The organism is Bremerella sp. TYQ1 (genome assembly GCF_020150455.1).
Taxonomy (GTDB): Bacteria; Planctomycetota; Planctomycetia; order Pirellulales; family Pirellulaceae; genus Bremerella; species Bremerella volcania_A.
Genome location: NZ_CP083740.1, coordinates 5079773 through 5092682, shown reverse-complemented (window position 1 = coordinate 5092682; position 12910 = coordinate 5079773). Strand labels below are relative to the sequence as shown.

At 54.9% G+C, this 12910-nt stretch carries 11 protein-coding genes; 8 read left to right on the top strand and 3 right to left on the bottom strand.

Annotated features, from left to right (window positions below; translation table 11 throughout):
* Positions 1-26 precede the first annotated feature (26 nt).
* The 3 genes from LA756_RS20785 to LA756_RS20775 form a co-directional block, all read right to left on the bottom strand.
* Positions 27-683 carry an FxsA family protein gene (locus LA756_RS20785; RefSeq protein WP_224436643.1) on the bottom strand — a complete coding sequence of 219 codons (657 nt, stop codon included), beginning with the start codon at positions 681-683 and terminating at the stop codon, positions 27-29.
* Entirely contained in the window at positions 596-1759 is a 1164-nt protein-coding gene (bioF, locus tag LA756_RS20780; protein ID WP_224436642.1) for an 8-amino-7-oxononanoate synthase, read from the bottom strand. Before bioF ends, LA756_RS20785 begins: the two co-directional genes overlap by 88 nt.
* Positions 1760-1857: 98 nt before the next feature.
* Entirely contained in the window at positions 1858-2634 is a 777-nt protein-coding gene (locus LA756_RS20775; protein WP_224436641.1) for a hypothetical protein, read from the bottom strand.
* 174 nt (positions 2635-2808) lie between these two features.
* On the opposite strand from LA756_RS20775, the gene LA756_RS20770 reads away from it, so the two are divergent.
* From LA756_RS20770 to LA756_RS20735, 8 genes are all read left to right on the top strand, one after another.
* Positions 2809-5871, top strand: coding sequence for a YCF48-related protein (locus tag LA756_RS20770; protein WP_224436640.1), 3063 nt, complete (start codon positions 2809-2811; stop codon positions 5869-5871).
* Between the two features lie 59 nt (positions 5872-5930).
* Positions 5931-6899, top strand: coding sequence for a hypothetical protein (locus LA756_RS20765; protein ID WP_224436639.1), 969 nt, complete (start codon positions 5931-5933; stop codon positions 6897-6899).
* A gap of 113 nt (positions 6900-7012) precedes the next feature.
* Complete coding sequence (locus tag LA756_RS20760) at positions 7013-8260, top strand: aminotransferase class V-fold PLP-dependent enzyme (protein ID WP_224436638.1); 1248 nt, start codon at positions 7013-7015, stop codon at positions 8258-8260.
* A 101-nt stretch (positions 8261-8361) separates the two neighbouring features.
* Positions 8362-8817: a twin-arginine translocation signal domain-containing protein gene (locus tag LA756_RS20755; RefSeq protein WP_224436637.1), complete on the top strand. Its 456-nt coding sequence runs from the start codon at positions 8362-8364 to the stop codon at positions 8815-8817.
* 17 nt (positions 8818-8834) lie between these two features.
* Positions 8835-9746: a DUF692 domain-containing protein gene (locus LA756_RS20750; protein ID WP_224436636.1), complete on the top strand. Its 912-nt coding sequence runs from the start codon at positions 8835-8837 to the stop codon at positions 9744-9746.
* A gap of 4 nt (positions 9747-9750) precedes the next feature.
* Positions 9751-10632: a DNA-binding domain-containing protein gene (locus tag LA756_RS20745; RefSeq protein ID WP_224436635.1), complete on the top strand. Its 882-nt coding sequence runs from the start codon at positions 9751-9753 to the stop codon at positions 10630-10632.
* 259 nt (positions 10633-10891) lie between these two features.
* The gene (locus LA756_RS20740) at positions 10892-12091 is read left to right on the top strand and encodes a DUF3419 family protein (protein ID WP_224436634.1); all 1200 of its coding nucleotides are present in this window, start codon (positions 10892-10894) and stop codon (positions 12089-12091) included.
* Between the two features lie 31 nt (positions 12092-12122).
* Complete coding sequence (locus LA756_RS20735; protein ID WP_224436633.1) at positions 12123-12857, top strand: class I SAM-dependent methyltransferase; 735 nt, start codon at positions 12123-12125, stop codon at positions 12855-12857.
* The last annotated feature ends 53 nt before the right edge of the window (positions 12858-12910 follow it).

The window sequence follows — 12910 nt, the reverse complement described above, 5'->3', positions numbered from 1 at the left end:
ATCTGCTCCACGCAACTTCCCAAGCTTTATTCTTCGATTGCCTTATGGTCTTTCTGATCGGGCACGATGTACGAGTCGACCACTTCCGATCGGCCTGGCGAGCTGCGATAGGTTCGTGTTTCGCCGTCGACGGTGGTGCTGGCTTGGATATGAAACTTCGACTTGGCCCAACTGAGAAAGCGTGCCTTGATCCATGCCCGGCAGGGCGGAATTAGCATCGCGAAACCAACCCCATCGGTTAAAAGACCAGGCGTCATCAGCAACGCCCCTGCGGCAAAGATCATCGCCGCATCGGCCATCGCACTGCCAGGCATTTGTCCAGCGGCTAGCTGCGACTGAATTTTCTGCCACGTCGAAAAGCCTTGGCTTCGCGCCAGCAGTGAGCCCAGGATGCCGGTGAAAAGCACGGTTCCGAACGTCACCCAAATGCTGGTGGCATGAGAAAGCCATAGCAATAGAAAAAGTTCCACCAAGGGAACGGTGACGAATAACGCAAGTAAGAGAGCAAAGATTTGAATGGTTCTGATCCGAAGTGAAAACGTCTTACTCTTAGTGGAATAATACCATGCCGTTATTCGTCGCCAATTGGAAAAGCTTAGAAACGAACGGTCCCCAAGGCTTCGACCAACGTGTCCAAGTGCTGCCGCGTGTGACCTGCGGAAAGACTGATCCGCAGGAGACACTCCCCGTCAGGAACCGACGGGGGACGAATGCCGGGGACAAGCATGCCCAATTGAAATAACTTCGCCGAAAGCTCCATCGCCAGTGTCTCGGTACCGACGATAATCGGGATGATCTGACTTTGGCTGTCTCCCAAACTCCACCCTTGCTCGCGAAGTTTCTTTCGCAAATAGTCGGCGTGCTCCATCACCGCAATCCGCCGTGATGGTTCGCTCTGCACGATTTCCAGCGACGCCAACATAGCGGCGGCATTTGCGGCCGGGGCGGCGGTTGAAAAGATATAGGGACGCGAGCGATTGACCAGCCAGTCGATCAGAGCTTGCGAACCAACAACGAACCCACCATGGCCGCCGAGTGCTTTGCTGAACGTACCGACACGGATCGGCACTCGGTCTTCCACACCGAAGTGTTCGCACAGCCCATGCCCATGGTTGCCGAACACCCCAGTCGCATGCGCTTCATCGACCATCAGCATGGCGTTATATTGCTCAGCGAGTTCGACCAACTCTTCCAGCGGAGCGATCGTGCCATCCATGCTGAAGAGCGTATCGGTCACGATCAATCGCCGGCGAAACGTGCCGCACTGTTTGAGCAGGTTCTCGAGATAGTCCACGTCGCGGTGCGGGTACACTCTTACGGTCGCTTTGGAAAGCCGCGTGCCATCGATAATGCTCGCATGATTCTTTTCGTCGCTCAGAATGACATCGCCACGATCGGTTACTGCATCGATCGTCCCGGCATTTGCAGCGAAGCCACTAGAAAATGTCAGTGCGGCTTCGGTTCCTTCGAACGCGGCAAGGGCCTTCTCCAACTCTCGCTGCTGGCGACCATGCCCCGTGATTAAAGGACTCGCCCCACTTCCCCAACCATCTTGCTCGATCGCCTTTTGAGCCGCTTCGGCAAGGCGGTTATCGGCGGCCAGATCGAGGTAGTCGTTGCTGCCAAAGTTGATCAGCGTCGCATCTTTCCACGCCACAGTCGCCCCTTGAGGTGTCGCTCGAACATGAACGTCACGGCGACGCTCCATGGCCTGGAGAAGATCGAGCTGTTCAGGAATCCAATCGAGCGAATCAGACATGGGCACTTTCCGAGAAAACGACGACATACGCTTCATTATCGTCGTTCGTCGCTTCATTCAAAGCCGGGGATCGAAGTGCCGTGCGTCGGAAGAAAGTGCTACTTCGCCAACTGCTTCTTTAGATAGTCGATCAAGTCGAGCTTGACGGTGCCGTTTTCCAGCTCTTTGGCGATCGCCTTATTGGCTTCGCGAACTAACTTTTCGTTCTGCTTGGCGACCTTTTTGACAAGCGTCCCTTCCAATTGCTCACCGATTTGTTCGGCCACTTCGCCGTGGGCTTTGCCGATGCGGTGGACGTAAAACCGCTCGAGATCGATCTGCCCGCCGGTGACGGTAGGTGTGAATTCGGCCGTGGATAGCAACTTGGAGCGGTCCCATTTGCTGTCGAGCTGCACGTCGAGTCGGATTTTTACGGTCGCTTCCGCCACGACACTGACTCCCAGAAGACGTACGCCCCGAAGCCACTGCTGATACTCCGCTTCTCCCTGAAATTCGACGCGGGCATGGATTTGGCACGTCGAACGCATCGGGCCGACGTTGAGATCTTCGATCCAGATTTGCACATGCTGTTTCGGATCTTCAATATGTCCCAGGTAGCGAACCCAATCGCCATGGTTTTTCGCCTCGCGGACACGCTCCAGCTTCAAGCTGTTCCATTTCCCACGAACTTTCAGCCGCTTGGTGAAGTCGTGCGTGCGATTCCAATCCGACTCGTCTTTGAACGATGTCGGCAACGAACGCCGGACCGCATCTTCCAGAATGGGGGAAAGAAACTTCTCGAAATCGGCGGAGGGAGCCGCTGATAGCATGCTTGGCATCGCCAACAGAATGCCTAAGACCAACGGCAACGTGGCTCGGCAGCTTGGCAAATGCATGCATCTCTCCCCATAAAAGTGTGACTTTCCCTTCTGTTTATCGCACTTTTCTCGGTTTGGTTCGCAGGAATTCTCTAAAGTCGGGCGAACCGGATTGGCACGATCTTGCCGTTTCTTCTAAGATTCCGTCGCGATTCTCGAACTTGATCTCCTTATATTCTCGTGGTTTGTCGAATGAACGGACTCATTCCAGCCTTCGGTCGCCCCTTCTCGTACATGTACGCGATCGCCACGCTAGCGATGCTAGCCGCCCCAGTTTTCGCCGATGTGCCAAATATGTGGTACCTCGACGCGCGGCTGAATGACGTCACTTTCGTGGACGATCGGCATGGGATTGCTGTCGGCGATCATGGTTCCATCTGGCGAACCAGCGATGCGGGAGTTCAATGGGAACAAATTCCTTCCGGCACCGATGCCCATCTGCACAGTGTCCACTTCACCGACATGCGTCACGGCTGGGCCGTAGGTGGTCACCAACAGCCGTACAGCAATCAGACGCGCGGCGTCGTCATACGAACCTCCGACGGTGGCGTTACCTGGGAGACACTTCCCGAACAATCGCTGCCGAAGCTGACGGCGGTTCGGTTTGAAGACACCCGTCATGGCTGGGCAGTCGGCTACAACTCGCATCTATTTCCCAGCGGTCTATTTGAAACGACCGATGGCGGCCGCAGTTGGCGATGCCTGCCAGGAACTCAAAATCGGCGTTTCCATCGATTTGCCGTCCTACCCAACGGCGAATTGATTCTCGCCGGTGGTGGAGGCAATATTTCGTTGGCCGATCGAGGCGGGATTCGTAAACCGACCATTGAAGTCGACCCGCTTCGTGACATGCAAGATATCGTCGTCGCCGGTTCACAAGATGCTACCGCGGTCGGCGAAGGGGGACTGATCCTCAGCAGTACCAACGCCGGCGTTTCGTGGGAAGTGGTCGCCGCAGATCCACTGGCTGAAACGGACCGCAACGTGGATCTCTACGTGGTCGAGCGACTCGGCAAACATATTTGGATCGGCGGTTCGCCTGGCAGTTTCTTGCTGCATTCCCAAGATGGCGGACAAACGTTCTCGACACAAAAATTGCCGACCACTGCGAACATTCACGGGCTCTTTTTCCGCAACGAATCGACCGGCTGGGCCGTCGGCTCGCTCGGAACGATCCTGCACACCACCGACGGTGGAACGACTTGGACTGTCCAAAAACAGGGTGGCGAGCGACTTGCACTGCTGGGAATCTTTCACGATCCTTCCATCATTCCGTACGAGCTCATCAGTCACCATGCCGGCACCCAAGGCTATTTAACCGGTATCGACATCATCAATCGCCCCACGCAAGAGAGCGGCCTGCCGCGGCTCCCCTTGCAAGATGCCATTGTGCATGGAGGTGGAAACTTCGGTCACACGGCCTGGCAATTCCCGGCCCACGATACGCAATTGAAGTTGAGCGGCAAGCAGATGGTTGCTGAATGGGACACGGCCAACGATGGCCGAGGGCTCGCTGCTGCCGAACGCTATTTGGTGCAGCAAATCCGCCAGTGGCAACCGACCGTGATCGTGACAGACTATGCCGACCCGACCGGCAAGACACCGCTGGCATATCTGATCAATCAAATGGTTCTCAAAGCGGTCGAGCAAGCGAACGATCCGGAAGTGTTTCCGGAACAACTTTCCAAGCTGGGACTAAAGACCTGGTCGGTGGCCAGGGTCTGTAGCGTCGTTCCGGAGAACCAAAACGGTTCGATTTCGTTGAACTCGACCCAAATCTCTCCCCAACTGGCGATGTCCCTTTCCGAGCACGCCGGCGTGTCGCGAGGCATCGCCACCGGCAAGCTCGAAGACGGCCCTTCCACGCTACGATTCAAAGTACTCCGGTCCAGCGGACTGCTCGGGGATCGGCTCAGCGACTTGTTCACCGGACTTTCGGTGCCCGCTGGAAAGGGAGCCCGGCGGCCGCCACAGCAGATGCCCATCGTCGACCTAGCAAAGCTGCAGCGAACCGCGCAGAAACGCCGCAACATGCTGGAAATGATCAATCTGGCCGTGAAAGACGACCAGCGTAGTGCGTTAGTCCTAGGTCAAATGTTGAAGCTTTCTGAAGAACTACCGCCCGCTCGAAGCGTGGAAGTCCTTTCTCACTTGGCTGGCAAAGCAAACGCAAGTGGCAATTTAACTCTCGCCGCTGACATGCATCATCAATTGGTGCGCAACTTCCCAAACCATGTTCTTGCGGAACGTTCGGCCGCATGGCTTTTGGCCTATTACGCCAGTGAGGAGATTCAGTTCCTCGGCCGCGATACGGTCGAGTTCGCAACGCCGACTAAACCACAGGAAACAGAAACGAAAGAGACGGAAGCGGACAAGCATGACATCGCCACGGTCTCTTTCAATAAAGCCAGCAACTACCAGCGTCCTACGAAGTCTCCAGAGCGAGCGGTAGAACTGATTGCTGAACTGAATCAAACGATGCCTCACGTGCTTGCCGATCCTTCCCTGGCATTTTTGCTTGAGCGGCTGCTGTCCGAACAAGGGCACTCGCGTCAGGGAGAATCTTACGTGCGACGGCTGCTCAATCTTGGTCAAGAGAATGCGTGGTGCCAGCGAGCTCAGTGGGAGCTGGTCTTAGGCCGCGGTAACAGCCGAGTCGATGCCCCAATTGTGGCGGCGAACTACGACGAATCGAAGCCAATTCTCGATGGTCGACTAAACGACCGGATCTGGCAAACTGGCAAACCGCAAGACTTTCAAGCAGGAACGACCTCGACGGCCAAGGGTGCTCCTCCAGCCGCGATGCTGATGGGGTTCGACGAAGACTATTTGTATATTGCGATTCGTTGTATGAAATCGAAAGCGTTCCGCTACGACACCACTTCGGAACATCGTCGCGAACGCGACTCGAATCTTGACGAAAGCGATCGCGTCCATATCTATCTCGATCTCGATCGCGACTATGCGACCGCCTACTGTTTGACGGTCGATTACCGTGGGATGACCTCCGACTCGCTGGCCGGCAACCAGTCGTGGAATCCACGCTGGTATGTCGCTGCAGAACAGGACGCCCAGTCTTGGACGATCGAAGCGGCCATCCCCTTCGATGAATTGACCGGCGAACTACTCCAACCAGGCGACTCTTGGGGAATGGCTGTACAACGAGTGATTGTTGGCGAAGGGACGGAAGCGTGGCCTGCGACGGCTGGCTTTGAAGTAACCCCCAGCGACTTCGGCCTCTTGCAATTTCGGTAAATCGCCTTAGAACCAAGCGAGTTCGTATCTTTCGAGAAGACTCGCTGACAGGCAAACACGTGGCATATTTGATCGGAGTAGATGAAGCAGGCTACGGCCCCAACATCGGTCCCTTGGTAATCGGCGGCACCGTTTGGCAGCTTGACCAACGGCATGACGATCTGGACCAGGTCGAACTATACGATCTACTCCAAAAAGCTGTCGCAAGGAAACCGAGCAAAACGCATTTAGCCATTGCTGACTCGAAGGCGGTTTACGGCAAGCGAAACGATTTGTCGCTCCTTGAAGAAGCTGTGTTTGCCTCGGCTGCCAAGCTGACATCTACGATGCCCATCTGGCGAGGCTGCTGCGAACCAGATTTAGAGGAAGACGCAGCCTCAGATCTCGCGCCGTGGTATGAAGACTGGAACCCTACGTTTCCACTGCAAGCGATTGCCGACCGCTTGGAATCTCGAGCAACATTATTCCAACAGGCATGCGAGGAAGCAGGTATCGGGTTGACGGATGTTCGCTGTGTCTTCCTGACCGAAAAAGCCTACAACAAACGCCTGACGCGAATTGGTAACAAGAGCACCGTTCTTTCGCACGCGTCGCTTGGCCTCTTAAGAAAACTTCTTCAATCGATCGACGACGGTCACCCTCAAGCGGTCCGAATCGTTTGCGATAAACATGGGGGACGCGACTATTACGCCGGCCTCTTGCAGCATTTTTTTCCCGACGCGTGGTGGAAGATTTTGGAAGAGTCTCGTGGCGTGAGTCGATATTTCGGAGAAGTCGGGCCGTTGGAAGTGACAATCGAATTTCGCTCGAAAGGCGAAGGCTTTCTGCCGACCGCGTTGGCATCGCTGTTTGCAAAATATCACCGAGAAGTCGCAATGAAGGCCATCAATCGCTATTGGGCGGCGGAAGTGCCTGGCATTGCGGAAACGGCCGGCTATCCCGTCGATGCCGCACGATTCGCTCAAGATACAGAAGAGCGACGCAAACAACTGAAAATCGAGTGGGAAACGTTCTGGCGACTTAAATAAAGGGGGCGAACCGCTCGTTGTCCGATTGGGTCCTGGGGAATAAAATAACCTAAGTATGCGAAAAATGAGCAGGCGTTCTAAGACGCCTCATTCCCCCAACAGAACTCAATTTCATGGCCACTTTCGACGTGGAATCGCAACTGGACGTTGAGCGCATCCGAGCCGATTTCCCCATTCTGCATCAAGTCGACGAAGAGAACAATCCGCTGGTTTACCTCGACAACGGTGCCAGCAGCCAACGCCCGAAGTCGGTGATCGACTGTTTAAGTGACGTCTACGAAAAGCGTTACGCGAATGTGCACCGAGGGGCTCATCGACTCAGTGGCGAATCGACCGACCTGTTTGAAGTGGCTCGTCGTTCGATTCAAACATTTTTGGGAGCGAAATCCGAACACGAGGTGATTTTCACCAGCGGAACGACCATGGGGATCAATCTAGTCGCTCGAAGCTGGGGAGATGCGAACGTTTCCCAGGGCGACGAGATATTGCTGACCGAAATGGAGCATCACTCGAACCTCGTTCCCTGGCAGCAGTTGGCCGAGCGAACCGGAGCAACGATTCGAGCGATTCCTATTACGGAAGATGGCCAGCTCGATCTCGACTTTCTTCCCAAAGTCTTGACCGACAGGACGAAAGTGGTTGCCGTTGCGGCCGTGTCTAATGTCCTGGGAACGATCAACCCGATTTCGTACATCACCGAAGCGGCCCACGCGGTGGGTGCTAAAGTAGTGGTCGATGCCGCCCAGGCTGTTCCTCACGAAGCAATCGACGTGACGGGTTGGGACGCCGACTTTGTGGCGTTTAGTGGCCATAAAATGCTAGGGCCGTCCGGCGTCGGCGTACTGTACGGAAAGCAGCAGCTCTTGGAAGAAATGCCGCCGTTCCTCGGGGGCGGAAGCATGATCGACATGGTCGAGATCGATCGATTCACACCAGCCATGCTGCCGGCTAAATTTGAAGCCGGCACACCTCCGATTGCTGACGCGATTGCGATGAAACCGGCCATTGAGTACCTGGAAAACGTTGGTCTCGCTCGCATTTTGCAGCACGAACAGTCACTGGCAAACTATGCCCATGAACTGCTTGCCGATGTGCCAGGGCTACGAATCTTAGGACCTGACGTCAGCAAAAAAGCAGGCATCGTCAGCTTCGTGATCGACGGACTCGCGGCAAGCGATATTGCGACATTCCTCGATGGTCGCGGAATTGCCGTACGAGAAGGACACCACTGCACGTTGCCACTGCATAAGAAGTTGGGCATCAGCGCAAGTGTGCGAGCCAGTTTCTATCTGTACAATACTCGGGAAGAAGTAGAAAAGCTGGCCGACGCAGTGAAGACCACCGTCGACTTTTTCGGGTAGAAGGTAATAAGGCTAACCAGACGGCCGTGCCCTTATCCGATAAACTGACACTTAGCTTCGACAAACCATCTTCCCCCTCCGGACAAGGAGAAACAGGCCCCATGTCCCAAAAAGATTACACCCGCCGCGACTTTCACAAGCTTTCAGCCGCTGCGTTAAGTGGCATGATGGCAGCCGGAGCAATCGGCTGTGGTTCTCAGGCCAAACCAACCACATCCGACAGCGACGCCCCCTCCGACGAAACCGATACCTCCACGGTCGCCAAGCATGCTTGTCGTGGCTTGAACGAGTGCAAAGGGCAAGGCGCCAAAGGCACCAACGAATGTGCAGGCGCCGGGACGTGTGCCACCGTTGAGCATCACGTTTGTGGTGGCCACAACGAGTGCAAAGGGCAGGGCGGTTGCGGCAAAACGCCTGGTGCGAATGAATGCAAAGGCAAAGGCGGTTGCCATGTGCCGATGAGTGGTGGCATGTGGGAGAAGGCCCGCGACTTGTTCGAGGAACGCATGAAGGAAAAAGGCGTCGAACTGAAGCCAGCTCCGGAAGCCGCCGCCTAACCGACAGAGGCGAAACTATGCCACAGCCTCGGCTTGGCCACGAAAACTTGGGACTTGGGGTTGGCCTTCGAGCCCCCCACTTCTCGCACATTTTAGAGTATTGGCCGGCGGTCGATTGGTTCGAGATCATCTCCGAGAACTACATCGACTCGCAAGGCCGACCGCGGTACGTCTTGGATCAAATTGCCGAACGTTACCCTATCGTGATGCATGGGGTTTCCCTTTCAATTGGCAGCACAGACCCGCTCGACTTCGACTATCTGAAAAAGCTGAAAACGCTTTCTACTGCGATCGATGCAAAGTGGATTTCCGATCACGTTTGCTGGACTGGGGTGGCCGGCAAGAACACGCACGACTTGCTGCCGATTCCTTACAACGAAGAAACTTTGCAACATGTAGCTTCACGCGTACGCCAGGTTCAAGACTTTCTCGAGCAGCCTCTCATCCTGGAAGATCCGAGCAGCTACGTAACCTTCGCTGCGTCGACGATGCACGAGTGGGAATTTCTCTCAGCGCTCACGGAAGAGACCGGGTGCGGTCTGCTACTGGATGTCAACAACGTTTACGTTTCCGCGATTAATCACGACTTCGATCCGGCCGAGTATATCGAAAACCTACCGTGGGAGAGCATCGTCCAGTTCCATCTCGCCGGTCATACCAATATGGGCGATTACTGCATTGATACCCACGACGGCCAGGTAATCGATCCGGTTTGGCAACTGTATCGTTTGGCTCATCAGCGCACCGGAGGTGTTTCGACTTTGCTGGAATGGGACGCCAACATTCCAGACTTCGCTACGATGCACGCCGAAGTGCTTAAGGCGAAGAAGTTCATCGCTGGAGAGTCGATCTCAGTCGAGTCTCCTTCCCAGGAAACGGCCACGACCGTTCCTCATCCGGCTCATCGCATCGAGCATGAAGTGAACTAGGCAAATGGATAACGCCAAGTCGATTCCTGCGGACTTGCCGATCTTGCAAAAGTGGATGCAGTCGGTCATTACCAACGTGGGTGGCGTAGAGCAGGGCATTCAATCCGACGAAGCTCGCCGATTGATCAACATCGATGCAGCCGAGGTCGAATCGGTCGTTACTCGCAGCGAGAAACGGACGAGCCTGGAGCGTTTGGAAGTTTACGCAAACGCCTACTATGCGCGGCTGATTGAGTGCCTGAAATCGATCTATCCACTGTTTGCCAGGTCGGTAGGGGACGAACTGTTCGACCAATTTGCGCTCGCCTATCTTCAGCAGCATCCATCGACGTCGTACACCCTCAATCGACTGGGAGATCAGTTTCCTGAGTTCCTTGAAGTGACCAGTCCGACGTACCGAACCGATGAGTGGAGCCTGGAAGACTTTCTGGTAGGCCTTGCCGTTACCGAACGTTCGATCGACCAGATCTTCGACGGCCCCGGCTACGAAGGACAAGAGGTCGTCTCTTCAAAGCAGTTGGAAGGCATTGAACCTGAAGCGTTCGCTGAGGCAACGTTTACGATGGTGCCCTGCCTGCGGATCCATTCGTTTCCCTTCCCCGTGAACGACTTCATCACGGCGGTCAAGCAAGATGCGAACGCCCCGATCCCTGCGTTTCAGCCCAGTTACTTGGCCCTGACGCGGCGCGAGTTCGTCGTCCGCCGCGTTCCTTTGAACCGCTTCGAATACTTCGTATTGTCGGGTCTTGCCGCCGGCGGGACAGTCAATCAGGCCATTCATGGGGCTCTCATTGAAGTAGGCGAGCCGGAGAATCTTTCGCAGTCGCTAGCAGCCGCATTTCAGAAATTTGCAGCCGAACAGTTCTTTTTCACAATCGAACTGTGAACGCGACGAATACCTCCTCTGGGGATCACTGGAGACAGGGCATACCCTGAACTCTTCAAGATCCCGAGAATGGGTAAATCTTATGTAAGAAGCAAGGAAATGGAGGGGGATTGGGGTGCACCGCGGCTTGTGATTGCACGGCAACCCCCTACAATCAATGAGTTACTTTGGGGTGCCATTTCTGGTGCTTCGATGATTGGCAGGGGTCCCCATCCGGTTTCCCCCTATCCTTGCCTGATCTAGTTGTTTGAGGGCCGCAATGGCATTGGTTAGCTGGGTTCGAGGTCGTGTCTTTAACTTCGTTCACCGTAACAACTTAGTTTACAATACCTGCTGGGAAGACCCTCGCTTGGATCGGGTCGCCCTGGAGATTCAACCTCATCACAACGTGATGGTGATTACCTCGGCTGGTTGCAACGCCCTGGACTATGTCCTGGCAGGTGCCAACCATGTTTACGCCGTGGACATGAATCCCCGTCAGAATGCTCTGCTCGACTTGAAGAAAGCAGGCATCCAGAACTTGGAGTATGAAGACTTCTTCTCCATGTTCGGCAAAGGGCAGTTGCTCGACTTCAAAGACATCTACAAGTCGAAGCTTCGAGGATCATTGCCAGAATGGTCTCGCAGCTACTGGGACCGGAAGATCAAATACTTCCGTCCTCGTAAAAAGCGAAGCTTCTACTTCCGCGGAACGTCCGGTGCATTCGCCAAAGTGGTGAACATGTACGTCGAGAACGTCCTGCGAATGCGTCCGCTCGTGCTCGATTTGCTCGATGCGAAAAATCTCGATGAACAACGCGAGATCTTCGAGGTGATCGACCGCAAGTTGTGGACTGGCCCGTTGAAGTTTGCGATGAGCCGCGACACCACATGGAGCCTTGTTGGCGTGCCGCGAGCCCAACGCGAACACCTCGAAAAACAGTACGCCAATGGTATTGTTGACTTCGTACAAGACAACATGCGTGCTGTCTTTGCCGAGTTGCCGATCCAGGACAACTATTTCTGGCGGGTCTATGTGACCGGTCAATACACGGAAGCTTGCTGTCCAGAATATCTCAAGCCAGACAACTTCCAGAAGCTGAAGGATGGCCTGGTCCACAAAGTCAGCACCCATACCGATTCGGTTCAGCACTTCCTGGAAAAGCATGACGATCATCCGGTCCATCGCTTAGTGCTGCTGGACCATCAAGACTGGCTGACCGACAAGCTTTACTTCGCACTCGTCAACGAATGGCAAGCGATTACCAATCGCCTGGCCGGCCAGGAAGACTCGCGAATCATCTGGCGAACCGGTGGCTTGAACACCGACTTTGTTGACGAAGTCGAAATCACCCACAATGGTCAAAAGAAACAAGTGGGCGAACTTTTGACATACAACCAGGAACTAGCGGACGAGCTTCACGTCAAGGATCGCGTGCATACCTACGGGGCGTTCCGAATCGCGGATATCGCTGCCTAAGCCGACGCACGCCAACTTCGAGGAGCAACGCATGAGCCTGGCTTCGGACTTGAAAGTCTTGTATCACCTGGCCGTCAAACCGGTTAAAGGTGACAACCACGCAGAACGCCTGGACAGCTTTTACAGCGGTCAGGCCGGAGCATATGACGACTTTCGCAAGCGTCTGCTCAAAGGGCGGGAAGAAATGTACCGCTCGATTGCCCCCCCTCAAGATGCCGTTTGGGTCGACATGGGTGGCGGAACGGGATCGAACCTGGAGTTCATTTCCGACCGAATTGGCAACCTCAAGCAGGCATACGTGGTCGATCTTGCTTCGTCGCTGCTCAAAGTCTGCGATGACCGCATCCAGGAACGTGGCTGGTCAAATGTCAAAACGGTGGAAGCGGACGCAACCACTTGGACGCCTGAGGAAGGGTATGCCGACGTCGTTACGTTTTCCTATTCGTTGACGATGATCCCAGACTGGTTCGCCGCGATTGACAATGCTCTGCGAATTTTGAAGCCAGGCGGCACCATTGGCATCGTCGACTTTTACGTGTCGCGGAAATTCCCGGATGAGACTCTCAAGCGACATTCGTGGTTTTCGCGGAGCTTTTGGCCGGTTTGGTTTGCGTCAGATAACGTGTTTCCGTCGCGAGACCATCTCCCCTATTTGCGTCGACACTTCGAAACCAACAAACTGGAAGAGAATCGCGCCAAGGTTCCCTACCTGCTGTGGTTCAAAACGCCGTACTACATCTTTACCGGCACCAAACGCGAATCGTAATCCTGCATCCCTTCGCCCAGCCCTGCCAAACTTCAACTAGCGAAACAGCAAAG